The organism is Leclercia sp. LSNIH3, from assembly GCF_002935105.1.
Taxonomy (GTDB): domain Bacteria; phylum Pseudomonadota; class Gammaproteobacteria; order Enterobacterales; family Enterobacteriaceae; genus Enterobacter; species Enterobacter adecarboxylatus.
The window spans coordinates 91,702-115,437 of the sequence record NZ_CP026387.1 but is presented as its reverse complement, the minus strand read 5'-3'; the positions used below and the strand labels follow the sequence as shown (position 1 = coordinate 115,437).

Annotated in this window: 18 protein-coding genes and 1 pseudogene; 8 read left to right on the top strand and 11 right to left on the bottom strand. The window is 55.3% G+C overall.

Going from position 1 to position 23,736, the window contains the following annotated elements:
- Window positions 1-208: 208 nt before the first annotated feature.
- The 3 genes and pseudogenes from C3F35_RS00510 to C3F35_RS00500 form a co-directional block, all read right to left on the bottom strand.
- Window positions 209-436, bottom strand: a pseudogene (locus tag C3F35_RS00510) (ISNCY family transposase); the annotation flags it as partial.
- Window positions 437-643: 207 nt separating this feature from the next.
- Window positions 644-1,261 carry a histidine phosphatase family protein gene (locus C3F35_RS00505; protein ID WP_103792386.1) on the bottom strand — a complete coding sequence of 206 codons (618 nt, stop codon included), beginning with the start codon at window positions 1,259-1,261 and terminating at the stop codon, window positions 644-646.
- Window positions 1,262-1,265: 4 nt separating this feature from the next.
- Window positions 1,266-2,174: a LysR family transcriptional regulator gene (locus C3F35_RS00500; protein ID WP_103792385.1), complete on the bottom strand. Its 909-nt coding sequence runs from the start codon at window positions 2,172-2,174 to the stop codon at window positions 1,266-1,268.
- 126 nt (window positions 2,175-2,300) lie between these two features.
- Here C3F35_RS00500 and C3F35_RS00495 point away from each other — a divergent pair, with 126 nt between their 5' ends.
- Both C3F35_RS00495 and C3F35_RS00490 read left to right on the top strand, forming a co-directional pair.
- On the top strand, window positions 2,301-3,740 hold the full coding sequence (locus tag C3F35_RS00495) for an MFS transporter (RefSeq protein ID WP_103792384.1): 1,440 nt from the start codon (window positions 2,301-2,303) through the stop codon (window positions 3,738-3,740).
- Window positions 3,741-3,831: 91 nt separating this feature from the next.
- Complete coding sequence (locus C3F35_RS00490) at window positions 3,832-4,668, top strand: alpha/beta fold hydrolase (protein WP_032618093.1); 837 nt, start codon at window positions 3,832-3,834, stop codon at window positions 4,666-4,668.
- A 49-nt stretch (window positions 4,669-4,717) separates the two neighbouring features.
- Here C3F35_RS00490 and C3F35_RS00485 read toward each other — a convergent pair whose 3' ends face one another.
- From C3F35_RS00485 to C3F35_RS00465, 5 genes are all read right to left on the bottom strand, one after another.
- Window positions 4,718-5,899: an aminotransferase-like domain-containing protein gene (locus C3F35_RS00485; RefSeq protein ID WP_032618094.1), complete on the bottom strand. Its 1,182-nt coding sequence runs from the start codon at window positions 5,897-5,899 to the stop codon at window positions 4,718-4,720.
- 132 nt (window positions 5,900-6,031) lie between these two features.
- Entirely contained in the window at window positions 6,032-8,029 is a 1,998-nt protein-coding gene (locus C3F35_RS00480) for a TonB-dependent receptor domain-containing protein (protein WP_103792383.1), read from the bottom strand.
- A gap of 10 nt (window positions 8,030-8,039) precedes the next feature.
- Window positions 8,040-9,101, bottom strand: a complete 1,062-nt coding sequence (gene yncE / locus C3F35_RS00475) for a 7-bladed beta-propeller protein YncE (RefSeq protein WP_103792382.1) — start codon at window positions 9,099-9,101, stop codon at window positions 8,040-8,042.
- 135 nt (window positions 9,102-9,236) lie between these two features.
- Entirely contained in the window at window positions 9,237-10,547 is a 1,311-nt protein-coding gene (locus C3F35_RS00470; RefSeq protein WP_103792381.1) for a type II toxin-antitoxin system HipA family toxin, read from the bottom strand.
- A 3-nt stretch (window positions 10,548-10,550) separates the two neighbouring features.
- On the bottom strand, window positions 10,551-10,802 hold the full coding sequence (locus C3F35_RS00465) for a helix-turn-helix domain-containing protein (protein WP_103792380.1): 252 nt from the start codon (window positions 10,800-10,802) through the stop codon (window positions 10,551-10,553).
- Window positions 10,803-11,601: 799 nt separating this feature from the next.
- On the opposite strand from C3F35_RS00465, the gene C3F35_RS00460 reads away from it, so the two are divergent.
- The 5 genes from C3F35_RS00460 (at window position 11,602) to C3F35_RS00440 (ending at window position 20,603) form a co-directional block, all read left to right on the top strand.
- Entirely contained in the window at window positions 11,602-15,402 is a 3,801-nt protein-coding gene (locus C3F35_RS00460) for an NAD(P)-binding protein (protein WP_103792379.1), read from the top strand.
- A 224-nt stretch (window positions 15,403-15,626) separates the two neighbouring features.
- On the top strand, window positions 15,627-16,331 hold the full coding sequence (locus C3F35_RS00455) for a response regulator transcription factor (RefSeq protein ID WP_103792378.1): 705 nt from the start codon (window positions 15,627-15,629) through the stop codon (window positions 16,329-16,331).
- Between the two features lie 80 nt (window positions 16,332-16,411).
- The gene (iaaH, locus tag C3F35_RS00450; protein ID WP_103792377.1) at window positions 16,412-17,851 is read left to right on the top strand and encodes an indoleacetamide hydrolase; all 1,440 of its coding nucleotides are present in this window, start codon (window positions 16,412-16,414) and stop codon (window positions 17,849-17,851) included.
- Between the two features lie 765 nt (window positions 17,852-18,616).
- Window positions 18,617-19,153, top strand: coding sequence for a dihydrofolate reductase family protein (locus C3F35_RS00445; RefSeq protein ID WP_103792376.1), 537 nt, complete (start codon window positions 18,617-18,619; stop codon window positions 19,151-19,153).
- A 109-nt stretch (window positions 19,154-19,262) separates the two neighbouring features.
- Entirely contained in the window at window positions 19,263-20,603 is a 1,341-nt protein-coding gene (locus C3F35_RS00440; protein ID WP_059307936.1) for a glycoside hydrolase family 10 protein, read from the top strand.
- A 37-nt stretch (window positions 20,604-20,640) separates the two neighbouring features.
- On the opposite strand, the gene C3F35_RS00435 is transcribed toward C3F35_RS00440, so the two are convergent.
- The 3 genes from C3F35_RS00435 to C3F35_RS00425 form a co-directional block, all read right to left on the bottom strand.
- Window positions 20,641-21,165 (bottom strand): hypothetical protein, encoded by a 525-nt coding sequence (locus C3F35_RS00435; protein WP_103792375.1) that lies wholly within the window; start codon window positions 21,163-21,165, stop codon window positions 20,641-20,643.
- 111 nt (window positions 21,166-21,276) lie between these two features.
- Entirely contained in the window at window positions 21,277-22,533 is a 1,257-nt protein-coding gene (locus tag C3F35_RS00430; RefSeq protein ID WP_103792374.1) for an MFS transporter, read from the bottom strand.
- Window positions 22,534-22,602: 69 nt separating this feature from the next.
- Window positions 22,603-23,340, bottom strand: a complete 738-nt coding sequence (locus C3F35_RS00425; RefSeq protein WP_103792373.1) for a metallophosphoesterase — start codon at window positions 23,338-23,340, stop codon at window positions 22,603-22,605.
- Between the two features lie 105 nt (window positions 23,341-23,445).
- Between C3F35_RS00425 and C3F35_RS00420 the strand changes: the two genes are divergently transcribed.
- Window positions 23,446-23,730 (top strand): VF530 family DNA-binding protein, encoded by a 285-nt coding sequence (locus C3F35_RS00420; RefSeq protein ID WP_032618132.1) that lies wholly within the window; start codon window positions 23,446-23,448, stop codon window positions 23,728-23,730.
- Window positions 23,731-23,736: the final 6 nt, after the last annotated feature.

Sequence of the window (23,736 nt, the reverse complement as noted above, 5' to 3'; positions counted from 1 at the left end):
ATCAAAAGCATGTAACGGGTCGATGTCTGTCTTTACGCTCTAAATCACGATAGCGCTCCAGTAACCGTTAACAGTCTCTGTCAGATATCTTAAGCCGGGTTGGGTTGCAGCAAGACGTGTGATAAGACGGTGGTCGATAACGTCCTGAAGGATCCTGAGCCGGTTTACATCGCTCATTGAGAAAAATTCCGCTGCGAGAGCTGTCATGATGCGGAACCCAGAGTCCGTCAGACGTCATCCAGTTGCGGACGGTCTCGATTGAAAGCCGGATATCATGGCGCTCTCTGAGTTTTTCAGCGGCCAGCGTGGGTCCAAAATCGCTGTAGTTTTCACGTATCAGTTTGAGCACGCGTAGTATGAGAGATTCGGTCAACCGGCGGATGCTGAGCTGGCTAAGTTTGCGGCTGATAAGTCCTTCAGCACCTTGGTGCGCATAATGTATATTATGTTAAATGCGATCTGTGAGTTGATAGCGTCCTGTCCCTTATCCATACCGCATCACTAACTTCCCTCTTCTTTTCATAAGTCGAAGCATTTCAGTCAAGGTTCTACAATTGAGCGCATCACTGGTAATACGGGCGCTTTTCGTCATGGGTCTGGGTCCCGGATTTCTGTCACGGCTCGCCGCGCCCCATGTTGTTGATCAAGCAAGTTTAAGCAAGTGCGTGGCAATTCCCCATCTTACAGCGCTGCACTGCCCATTGATCAGATCGAACACAGAGTAACTCGCGTTGGGTTGCGCGTACCGTGGGAAATTAACGATAGCCCCTTCGTTAAGCCTCGCAAGAACGCCCTGACTGACATGCCCGTGAGACACAATGCAAACTGTTTGATGACGCGAAGTTGCTTCCAGGCGAAATAAAAAATCCATAACCCGCTGAGACGCATGTGCGAGAGTCTCTCCACCTGGTGGGCAGTAATCTGCATCTCGCTCAAATAATGCATGGGCTTCGTTTTGATGATTTTGTCCGAACAGGTCTGTGGACATGCCTTCAAATTCACCAAATGCCTGTTCTTTAAGAGCGGGTTCAGCCGTCAACGAGCAGCGAAAGTGCTCAGCCAGGCGCTGACCCATTTGCCAGGCACGTCCAAGCGGAGAGGCATAAACATATTCTATCTGGTGATCACTTGCAGCAAGCGCCGCCAGTAAGGCAGATGTTTCGCGCAAACCCTTATGAGTTAACGGGCTATCGCTGTGCCCCTGAATAATGCCTCGCATATTCCACTCTGTTTCCGCATGCCGCACCAATATCACCTTCATCGCTTCATTCTCCCGCCGACCGACACACTGCCCTGACCTTCTCTCTTAGCCAGCGATGTCCGGGATCATTTTCCATGCGGGGATGCCACATCTGCGAGACCGTTATCGTCCGGGTTTTGAATGGCAATTCAAAAATATGCAGTTGCTCTGTCATCTGCTGGTTCCGCAAATAGAGTGCGGGCACCATGGCAATCAGATCGGACGCCAGGGCCACGGATAACGCAGTCGGAAAACCAGGCACTACGCTGGCAATCTTACGTGTCATCCCTGATTCTGCCAGCGCATCATCCACAAACCCATGCAAGGAACCGTTGGGTGCCGCGACCACATGGCCCCATGCGACATAATCCTTTAGACCGATTGTCGGTAACGATGCCAGCGGATGCGTCTTACGAACCGCACCCACAAACCTGTCCTGGAACAGCCTCTGAAGTCGGATCTCTGGACCCATATTGCTCTGCACACCAATTTCCAGGTCAACCAGCCCCTCACGCAGATAGCGTGACGTTTTTTCAGGTTTTGGCGCAAAGCGGATGCAGACATCAGGCGCGGCCTCAGCCACGGCGGCAATCAGTGCCGGGCCAAACGCAACGACAAATCCATCATTTGCCCGGAGGGTGAAAAACCGCGCCAGATTTTCCACCTTGAGCGTCTCCATGGACGGCTGCAGCACCGCCCTCGCCTCATGCACCGCGTTTTTGGCGCGATCCCGGGAGGCTTCAGCCCAGGGAGTCAGCACCATGTTACGACCTGCCCGCACCAGGATCGGATCGCCCGTCACTTCCCGTAGCCTGCTAAGGGTACGGCTCATGGCGGATGTACTCAGGTTTAAACGGCGCGCGGCACCTGCAACGCTCGCTTCTGCCAGCAGGATATCGAGCGCGACGAGCAGGTTAAAATCAGGATCGGACATAGTGAACCTCTAAGCGATATCAGATAAGGCGTTTGGTGCAATGATTAAGTGTAAATGCTGCATCTTCCGCACTGTATACCCCATGATTATAGTTTCTTCATCAAAACACCATCCCCAGGAGTCAAGATGAATACGCTATTTTCAAACCAACCCGGCGATGAGGGGTTGCCAGGACAGGCGCGTGCCCGGGTTATGATCGCCGTCATGATTACCACGCTGATGGGCGTGTTTGATGGCACGATGATCAACATTGCCCTGCCCTCTATGGCGAAAGCCATGCAGGTGCCTGCAAGTATCGCCGTCTGGTTCGCCAACGGTTATCTGCTTTCCGCTGCGATGACGTTGCTTATTTTTGCCTCGCTGGCGGCCCGCTACGGATTTCGGATGGTTTTTATGGCTGGCCTCGCCATGTTTGTCCTGACATCACTGGGCTGTGCGCTGGCAACAACCCCGGAAATGCTCATTGGTATGCGTATTATTCAGGGGATCGGCGGCGCGGCCACACTGAGTATCGCCCCGGCCATCCTGCGATCGGTCTTTCCCGGACGGCTGCTTGGACGCGTCCTCGGGCTGCATGCCCTGCTTATTGCCTCCAGTACTGCGGTTGCGCCCGTACTGGGCGGCACGATCCTCGATACGCTGAGCTGGCAATGGCTGTTCGCCATTAACCTGATCCCGGGTACCCTCGCCCTGGTGCTGGCGGGTAAAGCGTTACCCGCAAAACGCATGGCCGGCAATACGGCGTTCGACACCCCCGGGGCGGTGTTATCGGCGACGCTGCTGGGAGCGACGATCATGGCGGCGAACAGCTTTTCCGGCCCTGAGGCCGTGGCTCAACACACCCATCTCGAGGCAACCTGTTGGGGTCTGCTCGCGATGGTCAGCACCGTTGCGTTTATCTGGCATATCCGCCGCGCCCGGGAGCCGTTGCTGCCCCCGGCTATTTTCAACAATGGCCGTTTTTCCCTCGCTGCATTAACCTCGCTGGCCTCTTTTATCAGCCAGGGGATCACTTTTATTGCGCTGCCTTTTCTGTTTCAGAGCGTATATGGCTATAGCCCTGTCGTGTCGGCGCTGCTGTTTGTCCCTTGGCCGGTGGGAATTGTGCTGATTGCGCCCCATGCGGGACGTTGGGCCGATACGTTCTCAGCGCCGCTGATCTCCACCGTTGGGCTGGTTATTTTTGCCGTGGGGTTGATCCTGTTGGCGACGCTGCCCGCCACGCCTGCCATGTGGGATATCTGCCTGCGAAGCCTGGTGTGCGGTATTGGATTTGGCTGTTTTCAAAGCCCAAATAACAGGGAGATGCTGTCTAACGTTTCGCGTGAATATGCCAGCTATGCCTCCGGGATCTTGTCCATCGCGCGGACCTTTGGACAATGCCTTGGCGCCGCCGTTGTGGGTATTCTGCTCACCGTCATATCGAACGATACCGGCCAGACATTACATGAGCAGGCTGTGCATGTTGCCCTGTGGATCGCCGTCGCCGCCTCTGTCGCGTCGGTGTTATTCAGCCTGAGCCGGCTGCGCAAAACGGTGACGTTCTCGCTGGGAGGCGGACGCTAATGATCTCAACTAGACTTCTAAGCGGCTGTAAAATGCTACGTGTTGATTCACTCATTTCACCCAGGTGTTGTTACTCCCCGAGAGGTCTACCATGTCATTTGTCACCACAAAAGATAATGTCCGTATCTTCTATAAAGATTGGGGTCCCAAAGATGCACAACCTATCTTCTTCCACCACGGCTGGCCATTAAGTGCGGATGACTGGGATAACCAGTTACTGTTCTTTTTAGCGGAAGGCTTCCGGGTCATCGCCTCGGATCGTCGTGGACATGGCCGCTCCGATCAGGTCAGCGACGGGCATGATATGGACCATTACGCTGCCGATGTTTCTGCCGTGGTTGAGCATCTGGATCTGCACAATGTGGTGCATGTCGGCCACTCCACCGGCGGTGGCCAGGTGGCGCGATACGTGGCGAAGTATGGCCAACCGCAGGGCCGCGTGGCGAAAGCCGTTTTAATCAGCGCCGTACCGCCATTGATGGTGAAAACACCGGATAACCCGGGCGGTACGCCGATTGAGGTGTTTGATGGATTCCGTAAAGCCCTGGCCGCAAACCGGGCGCAATTTTATCTGGATGTGGCGACAGGTCCTTTCTACGGCTTTAACCGTGACGGAGCTGAAATTTCACAGGGCACGATCCAGAACTGGTGGCGACAAGGGATGATTGGCAGCGCGAAGGCGCACTATGAAGGTATTAAGGCGTTTTCAGAAACTGACCAGACCGACGATCTGAAAGCGATCACCCTGCCGGTCCTTATCTTGCAGGGCGATGACGATCAGGTTGTGCCTTATAAGAATGCCAGCCTGCTGCAGGATGAACTGCTCAGCAACAGCACGTTGAAAGTGTATCCGGGCTATCCTCACGGGATGCACACGACGCATGCCGATGCGATTAACCAGGATCTACTGGAATTTATCCGTCGCTGACGGCAACAAAACGGGTGGCCTTTGCCACCCGTTTTGCTTTACCGGGAACTTACAACGACGCTTTTAAACGCGCCACCGCTTCTTTCAGGTTTTCATCCGTCACGCTGACGTAAGACATGCGCAGCGTGGCATGATCCGGCTCGTTGCAGTAGAAGAACTCCCCTGGCACATAGACCACGCCGTTGTTCAGCGTCTTTTTCAGCCATTCCGTGGTGTTCATCTCGTATTTGAATTTCGCCCACAGGAACATGCCGCCCATCGGTTTATGGAATGTCAGATGCTCGCCCAGCTCGCTTTCAATGTGCTGGCACAGGATCTGGCATTTGTGTTTATAGGCCTCCCGAATCAGATCGATCTGCCCGGCCAGACGGCCGCTCTCCAGGTAGTGGTACGTCAGCGATTGCGACAGCGAGCTGGTGTGCAGATCGGTCGCCTGCTTCAGGATCACCACCTGACGCTTCACCCAGTCTGGCAGCACTAACCAACCTACCCTTGCGCCTGGCGCGAGGATTTTTGAAAACGTGGAGGTATAAATGACGTTATCGCCGCAGCCCATCTCTGCCGCCCAGGCTTTAAGTGGCGTGAAGGTTTTGTCGGTGAAGTTGATTTCGCCATAGGGATCGTCCTCGATGATGACGAAATCGTAGCGCTGGGATAATTCCACCAGTTGCTTACGGCGCTGCTCTGCCAGAGTAACGCCGCCCGGGTTGCCGAACGTCGGAACAATATAGACGGCTTTCACCGGCGTGGTCTTAACCAGCGCTTCCAGCTCATCAATGATCATCCCTTCGCCGTCTGTACCCACCGACATTAAGTTAGCTTCCGCTAACTGTAAAACCTGCAGCGCAGCCAGATAGGTGGGGCGTTCGACAACCACAATGTCGCCCGGATTGATCAGCGCACGCGCCAGAATATCCAACGATTGCTGGGAGCCGGAGGTGACGACCACGTCATCCACACCGCAGTGAATTCCCCTGCCGCTCAGCAGCTGGCAGATTGCGCCGCGTAGCTCCGGGCTGCCCTCGCTCAGACCGTACTGAAAAGCCTCTTTCCATGTGCTGGAGAGCACCTTCTCCATAGCCAGCTCCAGCCCTTCACGATCGAAAAGATCCGGGTTAGGAATGCCCCCGCCGAGTGAAATCACCCCTTCCATCTTGCTGTGTTTTAATAGTTCTCTGATCGCCGATGACTGGAGGTTCTGTACTTTGTGGGCAATTTTGTTCTGCGACATCTTTTATTATCCTGGTTTGTTGTATCCCAGTTTAAGTATCACATGTCGGCCGCTTTGATAATCACTTTCTGTAGAAGAAAAGCGAGGAATAATAAGAGAAGAGACCGGAGCCAGCAGGCTCCGGCAGTAGGATCAGAACTCGATACGGGCGCCGAAGTTATACCGGCGTCCTTCCAGCATCGACGACTGGTTGTACGAGGTGCGGTAGATCGGGTTCGCATCGAACAGGTTATAGATGCCGGTCATCAGCGTGACGTTCTTGTTCAGATGATAACGCGCGCCCAGGTCAACCAGCGCGTAGGCTTCCGTTTCGCTGGATTTACCGATGTCCGGCGAATTACTGCGCCAGCTGGCCTTGGTCCATAGCTCGAGGTCATTTACCGCGTTCCAGGTCAGAGAGACGTTCGCCATACTTTCCGGGAAATCGCTCAGGGCATACCCTTTATAGTCCCCGCTTTTCTGCTCGCTGTGGGTATAGGTATAGTTGGCGTTGGCTCTTAAGGATGACGTTACCTGCCAGTCGCCGTTCAGCTCCAGACCGTAGATCTCCGCATCGCTGACGTTGGCGTACTGGAAGACGGTATCGGCGACATAACCGTTGTAGGTACACTTCTGCGTGTCCGACGCGGTACAAATGAGATGGTCGCTGATTTTGTCCTTGAATTTGGTGTAGAAGATTGTCGCATCCAGCGCCAGCGCGTCCTGCTGCCAGTACAGGCCCAGCTCGGTGTTGACGCTCTCCTCCGGCTTCAGATCGTCATTACCAATGCCGATTTCCGAGTAAGGATAAGCGCCATACACGCTGGTAAAGCCTTCGTTATTCTGCCGCAGATCCGGTTTCTTATAGCCCGCAGAGACGCCACCCTTCAGCGCCCAGCGTTCATCAATGGTCCAGTTGCCGTAGAGCTTAGGCGTGACGTGGTAACCAAAGTAGCTGTCATGATCCAGACGCGCTGAGGTGGTCAGCGTAAAGTCTGGCACAATCATCCAGGCATCTTCAGCAAACACCGCCCAGCCGTCACGGGTAATTTCGCTGACCGGCGTTACACCCGGCGCTTCCTTATCTTTAATCCCGAACTCATCATCCAGTTCGTTACGCGTAAAGTTCACGCCTAACGTCAGTTTGTGATCGCCCAGCGTAAAGGTGTTGGCGCTGTTGGCTTCGTAGTTTTTCTGAGTAATAAACTGCGAAGACATCCCCGGAACGCGGTACTCGGTTTTGGCTTTTTCGTAGCTGATGAAGTTTTTCACTTCCAGCAGATCGTCGCCATACCAGGCGTGTTGCGACAGTGATGCCGCATCGCGGTCAAAGCCCCAGTACCACTGCTTATCGTTATGGGTCTTCTCCTGGTTGCCTTTGGTGGCATTCAGATCCCAGAGCTGAGTATCGGTCGGCGACATGGAGATGGTCGCATCCAGATTGCCGGACTGATGCTTCACAAAACGCTCATCGTTGATGCTGTCATCGTCACGACGATCGAGATAATCCGCGGCCACGCTCACCCCGAGCTTGCCCGGGATCACCGGCCCCATCACAAAGGCATTGGTCTGGTTGGTATTGCCGTATTCGCTCTTCTCCTGCAGGAAGTAGTTATCCTCCAGAACCCCCGTCCATTTCTCCAGGTTATAGGCCTTTTTGGTAATAACGTTGACCACGCCACCGATGGAATCAGAACCATAGAGTGAAGACATCGGCCCGCGGATCACCTCGATCCGCTCGATAGCGGCAAGCGGCGGCATAAAGGCCGCTTCGGTGCCGATATGGTGTCCATAAGGGCGAGATTCACGGGTCGCCTGTTTGATGCCGTTCACCATGTACGAGGTATAGGTGGAATCCATCCCGCGCATCTGGACATCGCCCGTTGCCAGGCTGCCGTGACCGTTACCCACCAGGACACCCGGCATCTCGCGCAGCGCTTCGGTGACGTTCTGATTCGAGCGGGTGTTCAGCTCCTTTTCATTCACCACCGAAATTGTCGCCGGTGCTTCGCGGCGTTCCTGGCTAAAACCGGTCGCGGTCACCACCAGTTCATCTTCGTTTGCGGTGGTCGTTTCTGCGGCGAAAACGGCCAGCGGCAGGTTAGCCAGAGCGAGCGAGACCGCCACGGCCATGCGTGTTTGCTTTATCACAACGGGATCCTTAGAACTGGGTTAAATCAATCTTGAGCACGTAGTCAGCTTTATTGGCTTTTTCATCCTGCTTCACGCTGGCATAGAGCGTGTTGGCATCGGCAGAAAGCGCCAGACTGTTTGGCATCGCCGCGGTTTTAACGGTGTGTTTCAGGCGGTTGCTGGTCGCGTCGATCACGCTAATCTGGCGATCGTTGCGATGCGTGACATAGACTTCTTCCCGTGCAGGGTTATAGAGCACGCCAACGGAGTTAGGCGTCGGGACACGGTGCAGGAGCTTGCCGGAATCCAGCTGCACAACCAGCACATCGCGGGTGTTTGTGTCAGCGATATAACCCACCCCTTTCGCGGTGTTCAGGGCGATGTTGAGGAAGTAATGTTCCGGGTCGGCAGGATCGACCTTCACGCGGCTCAGCGGCTGCGATGTTTTGCCATCAAGGGTGATCAGCTCCCCGGTACCGGAGACGACGTAAACTTTATCGCCCGCTTCATCCACCGCAAAACCTACAGGCTCCAGCTTATGGAGGGTGTGTACAAGCTCTTGCTTCTGCGTATCCACTACCCAGAGCAAGCCTTTATCTTTACGACCAATCCCCGACACATACAGACGCTGGTGCTTCTTATCCAGCACCACTTCACGAACGTGGGCTTTCTTATCCGGATCGGCATTGTCGCTCAGTTGGATGGTTTTGATGACGTCGTTGTTGCGCGTATTAAGCAGCGTGACCGACCCTTCCAGAGCGTTGCCCAGATAAAGAATGTGCTGCTCCTGATCCAGCGCGACGGCAAAAGTGCGGCGTTCTGTCGGGATCTGGTGTTCAATTTTCAGCGTGGGTGCCGACAGCTGGAAGACCAGTCCGGCCGTTTTGTCTTTATCAAAAGAGGGCGCGGATGCCGCATAGAGGGCATTCTGAGCTTTATCATAGGCCAGCTCATAAACGCCATGTCCAAGCGGCTGTACAACGAAATCCTTTTCGGTAAATTCTTTCGCGAATAGCGAACCAGATTGCACCGCCAGGCAAACGGCAAGCGCACACAGGGTTTTGTTCTTTCCGGCAGAGGTAGTTTTCATGTCATTATTCTTTACAGTTGCTTACGTAAAGGAAAATGATAATGAAAATAAATATCATTTACAATTGTAAAGAATTCTCAACCACCTACCATTTTTAGTATCAAAGAACGGTTATGTCGCACACTTAACGGGCCTTTAACTCACGAACCGCCCTATTCTTGCCGCCTGGCTGGCTAACCCCTTAAAAATGGCCTCACTGACCTGCACGGGGAAATCCGGTGGCAATTCTGCCCTGACGGAGGCAATAACGTCGTCTGTTCGCTCCGCCATCTCGGCCAGCAAACGGCGAGCGGCCTCCTGGGAATAACCTGCATAAGCAGCGGTGCTGATAAAGTGACGCGGTTGGATCATCGCAAAATGGTACTGCCGGTTCTTGCCCTGTAACGCCATCGCCATCTTCGCTTTTTTGACCGGGATCCCCCCTGCGTCGAACAGCGGAAACGCGGAAATCACGTCGTACAGCGGGGCCATGCGAAAGGCGGAATCCGCCTCGATAAACAGGCTGAAATTCTTCCCGTGACCATCAATGGCGGCCAGCATCCAGAACAGGATCTGCGCCTTAAAGAACAGCTCGCGATCCTGCCCCGCCAGGCGGGAACCGAGCAGCAGCTTCATGGCGTCGGCAATCCCGGGACCACCGTGAGATTCATATTTCAGCGCTGGGGACACGCCCAGGGCCTGGCAAAAATCTTCCTGCGGCAGGCGCATCAGCCACCCGCTGCTGGACCAACGACGGTCGAAACGCTCGATAATCAGCACTTTCTTGCGGCCAAAGGTTGCCATCTCCGCCTGTGCCACTGGGAAACCAAAGGCTTTGGCAATGCGCAAACACAGCCATTCGTTTTCACAACTTTCGCTCAGGTCGATATTGTTTTGTTCTATTCTGCCGATCGGCAGCTTAAAGATGTGACTGGTTGGGGTGCTACCCTGGGGCCGCTGCCAGCGTGCCTGGTACCATAGCAGCGCCGTCTTTTCCTGCGCGCCGGCCAGCGAAATGCGAAAGTCGGCATCCTCCTCGGTCATCCCCAGCGGTGCCATCTGATACCCGTCGAGCAGCGCGGCAATCTGATCGTCATCCAGCGGTTCGGCCACGATATCTGTTACCGGGGGGATCTCCTGTCCCGGCGGATAGAGCTGAATGGCGCCCACACAGTCACGCCCGACACTGGCCAGCAGATCAAAGGGATGAGCGGTTTCAACCTGGAATCGGGCCTGCATGCGGGCAATAATCGCTTCGGAGTCAGGCAGCAGATTACTGAAGAAATTAAAGACCTGCGCGCCTCTGATCCTGCCGTGCTGTAGCGGCAAAGAGAGCGAAATCGCGCGCGAACCCGGCTCGGCCAGCCACTCCGGGGCATACTGGAAGGACATTGCCCCGCTGCCGTCACGATGCAGCGTACCCACTACGTCGCCATTCATCGCGACAGTCAGTCGTTGTGCGCGCATCGCTTACCACTCCTTTTTCCAGGCATTCTTATCCGGCAACGTGCCGCCTCTTTTCACCACGTGCAGCTCCAGATCCAGCGCCGAGAGGATTTTGAACAAGGTTTCCAGTTTGGTAGAGCCTGGTTTGTTCTCAAATTCCGATACCGTGGTTTGTTTAATCCCCACCTGTTCAGCCGTTGCCGTTTGGGTTAACTTATTGACCTTACGCTGATCCCGGACAGCCTGAGCCAGTGCGTCTGCCGATGTAACTTTCATGTTTATCCCCCATAGCGGATATTTTAGAAAAATCCCCTGTAGGGGATAAAATGAGAATACCCCCTACAGGGGATAAGTGCAAATTATCCCCTTTAACGGATAATCGCCCTCGCCATCTTGTTTTGCCAGACTGTGTTAATGTGCACGATGTTGAGGTAAAAGATAAAAGAATGGCATTGTATGTTGTAACTACAGAATAAATTATTTTAGTGACATCTATTTAATACCTTTTAAAGGTGCGCGATTTAATATTCCCGCGCTAATGAAGAACTGCCCAAATATAATCCAAAATATAAAACAAGCTCCCGTTTCGTTAATTACAGTCTGTAAACCTGTTTTGCGACTAACTAACGTAGCGGCTTCGGGTAATTTATGCGTCCAATATAAAATAATTTCGCTTAAACGAAGCGTACTGCGTAAAAAAAACACCCTTACCTCCCGATGATTTTAATCATTTTTTAGCAAAGCGAAGCAGGTGTTCCATGAAAAGAACCCGCTGCTCATCAGGGTTCCCGTCTATCATTTAAAGATAAGAGAACAGTAGATCTGGTTCGCCTTTATTTTTGCAAGGGATGTTAAAACAAACCTGGTACTTCCGGGTGGTTTTTTTTTGACTCTGTTTAGCCTTTAATGAAATACGGCGAGGGGGTAGGCATGCCTGAATATGATCTAAATATGAGTAAAAGCCAGGTTATTTTACCAGGATTTGACCCATAGAAGTGCTTATTTATTTCTCCTTTTTAAAACCATGCTGGTTTGCTTTTTTATTGAGAAATACTATCCATACGGGAGCAGTGAGATGCCGATTTTCAACTCATTCTGGCAGGCGGGGTTTGAGGGTGCGGATTTTGTTACGCGGCAGGGTCATGCCCTTTCAATGGATGATATTACGGGCCACGGCAGCAGACATCTCGAGGATTACAGGGCGCTCAGCCCCTTTAACATTGCCACGGTAAGAGAGAGCGTTGGCTGGAGACTCGCTGACAAATCAGGTGGTTACGACTTTAGCGCCGTGGCCGCAAAAATGGTGTCAGCAAAGGAGCATGGCGTCCAGATTTGCTGGACAATTTGCCATTACGGCTGGCCGGACGATATCGATTTTTTCTCAGATGAATTTGTAACGCGTTTCGCCTGTCTGTGCGGCGCGCTGGCGGCTTTTTTACGCCCCTGGTATCAGGAGCCGCCGGTCTATTCCCCGATCAATGAAATCTCCTTCACCGCCTGGGGGATCGCGGTAGGTCTGTTTCCCGCCTCCCTTGGGCAAGACATGGACGGCATGCAAATCAAACGGCAGCTGGTTCGTGCCGCGATAGCGGCCTGCGACGCTATATGGGCTGCCGATCCCCGCGCCAGAATGTTGCACTGTGATCCCATTGTCCATCTGATTTCTCCCGATAACGACCCAACGGTCGAACTGGAAACTGAGGCGTTGCGCACTGCGCAGTTTCAGGCGTGGGACATGTTAGCAGGACGGCTGGAGCCAGAACTGGGGGGCCATCCACGCTATCTGGATCTGATTGGGGCCAATTATTACCACGACAACCAATGGATGACGGGAAACAACCAGCGCCTCGCCTGGCATCTTGGTGATGGCCGCCGACGACGATTACATACGATGTTACAGGAGCTTTATGAACGCTATCACCGCCCTATTTTGCTTGCCGAAACAAGCCATGTTGGCAGTGGACGTGGCGCCTGGATTAACGACGTCGCCTCTGAAGTCGCTCAGGCTCAGCTGGCAGGCGTTGAGCTGACCGGGATATGCCTTTATCCCATTATTGATCGCCCCGACTGGGAAAATAACGCTGTCTGGCATCACTGCGGTTTATGGGACATCGCGCCCGATAAAGCACGACATCTGAATACCGTTTATGCACATGCCCTTAAGCAAACCCAGGCGCGGCTGGAACATTTTCAACGGCCATCCGGCGCTTTGACCTTCACCGGCACAGAGGAATCAGATATGAATAAAATATATGTATTTAGTCACCTGCGCTGGGACTTTGTCTTTCAGCGTCCACAGCATCTGATGACACGTCTTGCCCAGCACTATCACATCGTCTTTATCGAAGAGCCGCTCTATTCAGCGGATAAACCGGAGCTGAAACTCTCCCGGCCTGCCCCGAACGTCACTGTGGTTCAGCCCCACACGCCATCAAAAGCGCCCGGATTCCATGACGAGCAGATAGCTTTTCTGGAAACGCTCCTGACAGAGCTACGGGAGCCGGACGAAACCCCGGTGGTCTGGTTCTACACGCCGATGGCGCTGCCGCTGTTAAAAGTCTTTACCCCTGCGATCGTCATCTACGACTGCATGGATGAACTTGCCGCCTTTGAGAAAGCGCCTCGCCAGCTGTTGCAGCGCGAGTCTGCCCTGCTGACACGGGCAGATATTGTCTTTACCGGTGGCCCCAGCCTGTATGAGGCCAGAAAAGGCCGTCACCCGAATATTCACTGTTTTGCCAGTAGCGTCGATGCGGTTCATTTTGAACAGGCGCTGGATCGGGGGAATCATCACCCGCTGCAGGACGACATTCCTCATCCACGGCTGGGGTACTACGGCGTCATTGATGAACGCATGGATTTATCGCTGATAGCCGCCCTGGCGGACTCGCATCCGGAGTGGCAAATCGTGATGGTCGGCCCGGTAGTGAAGATCGATCCCGCAACCCTGCCTCAACGCAGCAACATTCATTATTGCGGCATGCAGCCTTATCAGGCCCTGCCACAGTTTCTTGCCGGCTGGGATATGTGCCTGATGCCTTTCGCGCTGAATGAATCCACACGATTCATTAGCCCGACAAAGGTGCTGGAGTACATGGCCGCGCAGCTGCCGGTGGTCAGCACCGCCATTGCCGATGTCGAAAAACCTTATAGCCACGTTGTTGCCGTCGCCCAGGATCACGCCGCCTTTATTACCGCCTGTGAACAGGCCCTGGCGCTGCCGGAAGAGACCCGAAAAGCGCAGCAGCAGACAATGCAGAGCATTGTGGCCAGCACCTCGTGGGATAAAACCGTGCAGAGCATGCATGCGCTGATTGAGAGCGCGTTTTCACGCTATCTGGATGCCTCCGCCGGGTCGGTTGCGCCCGGGGATAGCCCCTCTGACGAGGCCTCTTCCGAGCCGGTTTTACGGCTGGTTCCACCAAAACTGGCCCATAGCGAAGTTGAGGAGTGTTTAATCCTCGGCGCCGGGCCAACCGGGCTGAGCGCAGCCTATCACTATGGCGAAGGCGCAACGTTACTTGAGCGCAATGCCACGGTCGGCGGGCTTTGTCGCTCCATTCAGGACAAAGGATTTACCTTCGATTATGCGGGCCACATTATGTTTTCCGCAGACGAAGACGTGCTGGCGCTGTACAAGACGTTGCTGGGTGACAATATTCACTGGCAGATCCGCGAAGCCTGGGTTTATACCGACGGTGTTTATACACGCTATCCGTTCCAGGGATCGCTTTACGGACTGCCTGCCACGATCGTCAAAGAGTGCATTCTGGGTGCCATCGAGGCGCGCTACGGGACAGGGTCTGATGTGCAAAGCATGACGACCTGCACAGAGAAAACCGCTCAGGGTAAACATCACCACGACTGCTGTGCCGATGGCGCGGTGCCGGACTACATCAGCGCAGACGCGGCAGAAAAAGCGCCGCGAAAAGACAGCTTTGAAGCCTTTATCTATGAGACCTGGGGCAAGGGGATCGCCCGGCACTTTGCCATCCCCTACAATAAAAAATTGTGGACTGTGCCGCTGTCGGAGATGGAGACGTCCTGGCTGGGAGGCCGCGTTCCCCTGCCCGACCTGGAGCAAATTATCGACGGCGCCCTGAATGAGACCGCAAAACCTATGGGGCCTAACGCCCGCTTCGGGTATCCGTTACAGGGCGGTTTCCAGGCACTGATGAACGGGTTCCTGCCGCATATCAAAGGCCGGATCGAGACCGGGGCTGAAGTAAGTAAAATATATGCCAATCAGCGCATTGTTGCCCTCGCAGATGGACGGCAATACCGCTATGAAAGGATGATCAGCACCCTGGTGTTGCCGGAACTGATTCGTCTGATGGGCGATGAAGTGCCGCCTGAAGTCCGTAAAGCGGCGAAAGGCCTGCGCCACGTCTCCGTTCGCTGCGTAAACCTGGGGATTGGTCGCGATAATCTGACTGACAAACACTGGATCTACTACGCCGGGAAAACGATCTTCCACCGCATATTCGTCCAGGGTAACGCCAGCCCCTTCTGTAGCCCACCGGGCGGTTGCGGCCTGACCTGCGAAATCAGTTATTCACCGGATAAGCCGCTGCCGGTTGACGGCCAGGCGTTAATCGACCGATGCATTAAGGAGTGCATTGAATGCGGGATCATTTCGGCAGACGATGAGATTATCACCGCCAATCAGATAGATATCCCGTATGCCTACGTGATCTACGATCAGAACAGGAAAGAGAACGTGGAAACGATCCGCAAATGGCTGCTGCTGCATGGCATCACGCTGGCCGGACGTTACAGCGAATGGGAATACTACAATTCAGACCATGCGTTTATCGCCGGGAAAGTAGCGGTCGAGAAAGTCCGCGGATCGGCCTACCGGCATTCTGTTTCCTGACGGCTAAATCATTAACTGTTCAGCTGTCGCCGTTTGCGCTAACGTATTGTTCGCAAACGGCGACGATCGGGCTCCCAATCGCTGTAGAACCAAGACAAACGGGCACAATGTTGAGGTGTCTTATTCGTATAAGTTTATTGTATGTTGTAACTACAGACAATTCTGCCGCTGCGCCTGGTCTGTTCTACACTCACTTACACAACACCATCGGGAGAAGATCAGAAATGGAGACTCCATTAACCCCCCACGAGCTTCATCTCTTCTCGCACATCCTGTGGCAACTCGGCTCGGGCCAGGGCAGCCGCACCCTGCGTCAGGAGACGCTGGAAAATGTCTGCGCCTTGTTACAGGCCGATTTTGCGGCATCCTGCATCTGGTCTTCCCTCTCTAACACCTCACGCCATGGCGTCAGCTGGAACATTGACGACAAAGCGATGCGCGAGCATGCCAGCACCTGGCAATATATCGATCCCATCACCCCACTTCTGCGCGCAAAACAGCGCCCGACGCTGGTTGATGAGGTGATGCCAGCCCACGAATTATACAAAACGCCCTTTTACCAGCACTTCCTGAAACCCTGCGGGATGCATCACGGGGTGAATGTCTACTTTATACGTGAAGGTGAAGACGTGGGCGATCTGCGCATCTGGCGGGCCAAAGGTGCCCCGCCGTTCGGGCAACGCGAGATCGCGCTGCTGCAGTTGCTGGAGCCCTGGTTTGCCAGAGCCTTACCCAAAGATGACGCGTCACCGGCTTTAACCGCCCGCGAGCAGGAGGTTGTCAATCTGGTCAGTAAAGGCCTGGGGGATAAAGAGGTCGCCCGACTGCTGAACATCAGCTTCACCACCGTTCGCACTCATCTCAATCACGCGCTCAAAAAGCTGGATTGCGCCAACCGCACGGAGCTGGCCTCACGGTTCAGGCATTAATGCCTCCTCAATCCTGAGGATGGCGGGCGCGTTTGGGATTTGCCTAAATGTTGCGGATACCTACAGCCAGGAAACAGCCCATGAAAATAATAACACCCGCAACCCCTGCACCTCTGGATACCCTCTCCGCCGCCGATGCGGCGCAGCTCATCAGCGACCGAAAGATAACGAGCGAAGCCCTGGTTCGCGCCTGCTTAGCCCGCATCGATGCCCATGAGAACCTCAACGCCTTTATTACGGTCAATGCGGAACAGGCGCTGGCCCAGGCCAGAGCCTGGGATCAACACCTCTCGGACGGCGGTGCCCCCTTGCCGCTGGGTGGCGTTCCCGTCGCGGTGAAAGACAATATTCACGTCGCCGGTTTGCCCAATACGGCGGGTACGCCTGCGCTGAAAAATTTCGTGCCCAACACCACCGCCCCGGTGATCCAACGTCTTATCGATGCGGGCGCGATTATTATTGGCAAATGCAACATGCATGAGCTGGCCTTCGGCGTCACCGGTTATAACGCGGCGTATCACACGCCTGCGATTAAGGGCGTGCGCAACGCCCACGATGTCAGCCGCATTGCGGGCGGCTCCTCGTCGGGCAGCGCGGTGGCCGTAGCTGCCGGGATGGCTCCGGTGGCAATTGGCACAGATACCGGGGCATCGGTGCGCCAGCCCTGCGCCCTGAATGGCTGCGTCGGTTTTCGCCCCACCACCGGGCGCTATTCGCAGATAGGGATCACCCCCATCTCCCACACCCGGGATACCGCAGGCCCGATGGCCCGCAACGTGGCAGACATTGCCCTGCTCGACCGCCTGATAGCCGGTGGCGACGTGTTAGCCCCTAAACCCGCCGGGACCCTTCGCCTCGGAATTGCGCACTATTTCTGGCAAGCGCTGGATGAAGAGGTCAGCCAACTGGCCCACGCCGCGCTCGACAGGCTGCGCGCTGCCGGGGTCACGCTGGTTAGTGTGGATATGCCCGGGCTTGAAGAGGCCAACGCCGCTGTCTCCTTCCCGGTGGTGATGCACGAGGGCAAACACGATTTGATTGATTATCTGCAGGCGCACGAAACCGGGCTGACGCTGGAGGATATCGTGGCGCACATCGCCAGCCCGGATGTCCGCGCCATCTTTGAGCACGGGATTGTACCGGCGCTGATCCCGGACAGTAACGGGGATCCCATCCCGCTGCCGCCGCTGTATCAGGAGGCGATTTCGCAGGGGCTCGGGCGGTTACTCGCCCTATATGAACAGACCTTTAGCGACCATCATCTCGACGCGCTGATTTTCCCCTCCTCGCCGGTCGTCGCCCCGCTGGCGAATGATGAGGTGAGTTCAACAGAAAACTTTGCCCGTTTGATCCGCAATGTGGATCCTGGCAGCAATGCACGACTGCCGGGACTGACCCTGCCGGTCGGGTTTGGTGCCACCAGCGGGCTACCTGTGGGGCTGGAGATAGACGGCTTGCCAGGCTGCGATGCGCAGATTCTGGCGACAGGTGCCACGCTGGAGCGGATTTTGGGGCAGTAGCAAGTCGCGAATTCTCCTGCTAAACAGCCGGAAACCATGAGGGTTATACAGCAGCGTCACCGGAACCAGCAGCGCAACGCTTATCAGCTGAGCGCGTGGTGTCTCCGGTGATGCTGTCGCCTGATACATCCCGATCGTAGACAGGACGATCCACACATACAACGTAACACCGCGCACCAGAACGAGAACTCACCAGCCTCCCCGCCTACGACAGAAAGTGATACTCGCATTTATGACTGCCCCACCAGCACCGCCCCGGTAATGGATAGCAAGAATCGGGGATGCTGCAGATGCAGAGGCCACGTCTCCCGAGATTGCGCGGACCAGAATAATATTCGGCCACCAGCGACAGTATGCAAAAGAGCGGAAACAGGCTGAGCCACTGCCGGCCGGAGCCAAGTCATTGGGATCGTCTGGATCAAACGCCCGTCAATCAGGCAGAACCAGATCTCGCTTAGCCGCAGACGTAACAGCAGTACGCCGCTGAGAAAAAAGCCGCTCCCAAACAGGATAAAGACCGCGTGCCCGCCAACAAATATCAGCCAGCCGCCGGGAATACTTTATGTCAGGACAAGCAGTTAGCCGCTCAACACGGCCTGGAGACGTGTTTTTGTCTGTGGCATTGCCCGTCTCTTTTCTTAACTCAGGCAATAAAGCAATCGACAGGCAGGCAAACGAATAAACAGGCGTGCCGTGGTTTAATGACGAAATTGCTAACATCACTACACTTAACTGGCGACAGGCAACCTGAATACGGAGCAGCGGATGGTTAGCACACATGTTTTTATCGCGGTCAGTCTTGATGGTTACATTGCCCGCCAGGATGGCGATATCGACTGGCTGTTGCAGCGCGATGATCCGACAGAAGATCATGGCTATACAGCGTTCATTGCGGACAAAGAGTGGATCGTGATGGGTCGGGGGAGCTATGAGAAGGTGCTGACCTTTAAGGAATGGCCTTATGACCGCCCAGTGCTGGTACTCTCCCGACAGCTGGCCGATACCCCGGTGCCCGAAGCGCTGAAGGGCAAAGTGCAGTTCTCACGCCACACGCCAAAGGACGTGCTCAATGACCTGACAGCGCAGAACGTACAGCGCGTCTATCTCGATGGCGGGCAAGTGATTCAGTCGTTTCTGCGTGAAGGATTGGTCGCCGATATGGTTATCACTACCGTTCCTGTCCTGCTGGGCTCAGGAAAACCGCTGTTCGGTTCCCTGTCCCGGGATATCAATCTGACATTGTTATCCAGCCGCAGCTTCCCTTCAGGTCTGGTGCAGTCGCACTATCGGCTGATGTCATAGCTGACAGGGATAGCGGCGACCAATACTCACGCGAGTAGCACTCACCGTTAAAAATTGACTTGCCTCCGAATAGAACGAAAATAAACGTTCCCGGCGACACACTATAGAAATGGAGTCTATCATCGCCTGCTCACGTCATTTTCAGCTTACGACCCGGCTTAAACGTTCAGGTGCCCTGATCGCGGGGGCATTATTGCTGGTCAGTTGCAGCTCTACGCCGCCAAAATCGCTGGTTACTCCGCTGCCGCCGGTAGCTAAACATCCCCTGCCGGATAAAACAGGCCGACATGAGCCGGTGCGTGGCGTCTGGCTGGCTACCGTCTCCCGCCTCGACTGGCCGCCCCTGGAGTCGGTGAACGGTCGCCCTGCCGCATCGCGGATCGCTATGCAGCAAAAGGCGCTGACCGATAAGCTGGATAACCTGAAAAGTCTCGGGATTAATACCGTATTCTTCCAGGTCAAACCGGACGGTACAGCCCTGTGGCCGTCAAAGATTTTGCCGTGGTCCGATATGCTGACCGGCAAAATCGGTGAAGATCCCGGCTATGACCCGCTGCAGTTTATGCTCGATGAAGCACACAAGCGCGGAATGAAGGTCCACGCCTGGTTTAACCCTTATCGCGTCTCCACCAATACCCGCCCCGGCACGGTCGCGGAGCTGAACCGTACCCTGTCGCTAAATCCGCCGAGCGTGTTTGTTCTGCATCGGGAGTGGATCCGCACCGCAGGGGATCGCTATGTTCTCGACCCGGGCATTCCTGAAGCGCGGGACTGGATCACCAGCATCGTGGCAGAAGTGGTGTCGCGTTACCCGGTGGACGGCGTGCAGTTTGATGACTACTTCTATACCGAAACCCCCGGCTCGATGCTGAATGACAGCCAGACGTACCGCCAGTATGGCCAGGGTTTTGACTCGAAAGCCGACTGGCGCCGTGATAATACCCAGAAGTTGATTGCTCAGGTCTCGCGTACCATTAAACAGCTCAACCCTAACGTCGAGTTCGGCGTCAGCCCGGCAGGAGTATGGCGTAACCGCTCCCACGATCCGGCCGGGTCCGACACACGGGGTGCCGCGGCGTATGACGAGTCCTTTGCCGATACCCGTCGCTGGGTGCAGCAGGGTTTTCTGGACTATATCGCCCCGCAGATCTACTGGCCGTTTTCGCGGGATGCAGCGCGGTATGACGTGCTGGCGAAATGGTGGGCCGGGGTGGTGAAACCAACCCATACCCGCCTCTACATTGGCGTTGCGCTGTATAAGGTGGGCGAGCCGTCAAGCAAAGAGCCAGACTGGACGGTGAAAGGCGGCGTGCCGGAGCTGAAAAAGCAGCTTGACCTGAACGAATCCGAGCCGCACATCGACGGCACGATTTTGTTCCGCGAGAACAATCTCAATCAGCCTCAGGCGCAGGAGGCGGTGCGGTATTTGAGAACCCGCTGGGGGTCCTAGCGCCTGATGCTGGGTATCTGTGTTATTCGCGCCGGTGTTAATGTCCCTTTGCAGGCAAAACGGTGCATTCCGTAACGGGACCGTAATCATATCCCTGAACGGTGAAGTTCGGGAAATCAGTCACCGTGACCATGCTGTCAGACTGATAACTCGGAGGAGCATTATTGCGGAGCTGGTCTTCATTTTCCCGTGCCAACTCCGCTGAAAAGGGGCTGGTCACACTGATGCTGTTCGGATCAACGGTATGTAGCTGCCCCGTTTCGTCTGTGGTGATACTGAGCCGATAGCGTTGTGTGATGTAAGAGGTGGTTTTGCCTTTGGCTATAAAGGTTGTGATGACCTGAAATACCCGGGTGTCACCCTGATTAGCGATCACGGTCATGCTGTTTTTGTAATCCAGGATGACGGGCTTATTATCCGCCACGATCGTTATCGGAACATGACAAATAACCTGAGCACCCGGCTGTTGTACGGCATTTAAGCGCAATACCTCTTCATGCGAGGCCGCGTGGACAATTGTTGGGGCTAACAGGAAAGCAAAAACCGCGAAGGCTCTGCACATTAGTATATTTCCCTTATTTATAATTTTCTTCCAATGTACCTGTCGCGTTTATTCATTGAAAGGCCCCCTTTACGCCCCTACCCAAACGGGGAGCAAAGGGATTTGCCCGTCTTACAGGCTGCGTTCCCCAAGCAGAGTATGCGTTTCAGGCTGAGAACCACTCTCCAGCCGCCGGATTGCCGGTACCAGACTGGCCCCTGCCGTGGCAATCACCACCGCCAGGGCTGAAACCAGCAGCACGTTGCTGGTGCCGTACTGAATCGCCAGCGGGCCAGCGATAAGTTCACCAAAGGGAATGGCCACAAACGACCCTACCGCGTCATAGGCATAGACCCGCGCCAGTTTTTCCGGGGGAATGTGGGTTTGCAGAGACTGCGCCCAGGCGACGCCAAACAGCCCAAAGGTGACGCCAGCCATAAAGAACGCAGCGATAAGCCAGGGGGTGGTAGCCAGCTGGCTCAGCATGAAAATGGGTAAGGCGCAAAACGACATCAGCATCACCCCAATGAAGAGGTCGCGGCGAGGACGCCAGCGCAGCGCGAGGGATGATCCGACGATCAGGCCGATACTTTGGGCGGCAATGATAAACCCCCAGTGTGCTCGACCAAATGAAGCATCCGCAATCACTGGCCCCAGCACCATCATCACGCCGCTGAAGGCCGCATTAATAATGGTGAACTGGACGACGATAGCCCAGACCCAGGCCCGGCTAACGAACTCCTTCCATCCCTCTTTCAGGTCTTGCAGGATATTGCTTTGCGTTGAACCCGTTTCGACGGGCTGCACGCGAATGAAATGATAGAGCGGTGCCGCGGCGGCGAAGCCCAGCGCATCAATGGCCAATCCCCAGCCGGGACCGACAGCGCTGATTAAAATACCGCCCAGCGACGCGCCGATTACCGTCCCGCCATAAATACCGGCCTGAAGAAAGGCGTTGGCCTGACGCAGGTTCCTGGCGGGAACCGTCTGGGGGATGAGCGCGGATGAGGCCGGTAAAGCAATGCCGGCAGCAGCGCCATTGATGGCGCCAAGCAAGGCCAGTCCGGTGACCGTCGCAGACCCGTCCAGTACCGACCAGGCCACAATAGCCTGTGAAAGGGCCGCCACCACGGAAGAGGCAACTAACACCCGGCTACGGGAATAACGGTCTGCTAACACCCCGCCCAGCAGCAGGAAAAGTACGTTGAAGATCGACCGGGACGCGACAACGATACCCAGATCGGAGACCGACCCCCCGATATCCAGCACCGCAAAAGCCAGGGCGATAGGAGCGATACCATTCCCCAGCACGGTGAGGAAGCGAGCAAAAAATAGATAGCGAAAGGCGGAGAAATGAAAGGCACGGACGTTTTTATGAGGCGTTTTCATGGAGTCAATGGCATCGGGTTCGGGAGAGGCATTATAACGGAACAGCGTTTCAAAAACATCCGTTCGCGGTTATACCCTCACATGATGGCTGGTTAGCGCGCCATTGACGTAGCGATGGATCATTAGCCCCGGCGCGTCCTCGGCGGGAGGAACCCGCTCGCTACCAAACCAGACCGGATTGGCCGGGCACACGGAGGCACAAATATGTGCTGGTATGCCCGCAAACATCCCGGCCACCGGTCTGTGTACGTGTCCTGAAGCCATCGCAAGCGGTCTGGTCGCCGCGCGGTGAATCAGGGCTTCCAGCCGATCCAGCCCGTTGCACAGGGTCTGATCCAGGGTTGGTATGCCGCAGGCAAAAATATGATGATGCAGGAACAGAATGGATGGCAGCGCGTCGGCCCGGTTGAGCTGCTTCTCCAGCCAGTCCAGATGCGCCGTCACAGAGCCGTGATCGTGCCCCTCCACCGTTGTATCAAGACCCATCAGACGCAGACCACCAACCTCCAGAACGGCATGCAGCGCGCCATCACAGGCATCCTTTACCCCTGTCTCCTCGCGCCATAACGCGCGCATAAGGCGACGATTGTCTGAGTTACCCGGCAGTATTAAAGAAGGATAATGCTCCTCAGCCAGACGGGCGGCGATCTGTTGATACCCCTCAAGCCAATCGTTGTCGGTTAAATCCCCGGAAAGCACCAGCGCGTCAGGCTGGAGTTGTCTCAGCCACCTGAGTACCCGGTCAAAGCGGGCCAGATGATCGTTATCGGGAGCGGCATGAATATCTGAAATCTGGGCTATCAACATCGCGTTTTCCTTAAGCCTGGGAACCCGTCAAGGCGCTTGCTGGCCCCCTGCTTTTCTTGTACCCTCCCCGCTTTTAACCCCTTGCCAGAATATAAAAGGATGCCTGTGACAGCACACCCTTCTAAAGATCCTTTGCATGGCGTCACGCTGGAGATGCAGATCAATGCCCTGGTGGCGCGCTACGGTTGGGCGCAGCTGGGTAAGCTGATTAAAATCAACTGCTTTAACAGCGATCCCAGCGTCAAATCCAGCCTCAAATTTTTGCGCCGCACGCCATGGGCACGCGCCGAAGTCGAAGCCCTCTATCTTGACTCCCTGGACGATCCCGCGCCGACTGACGTCGACGACGAGACCACCAGCCCGTGGGAAAGAGCACGGGCTGGCAAGTAACCCCGC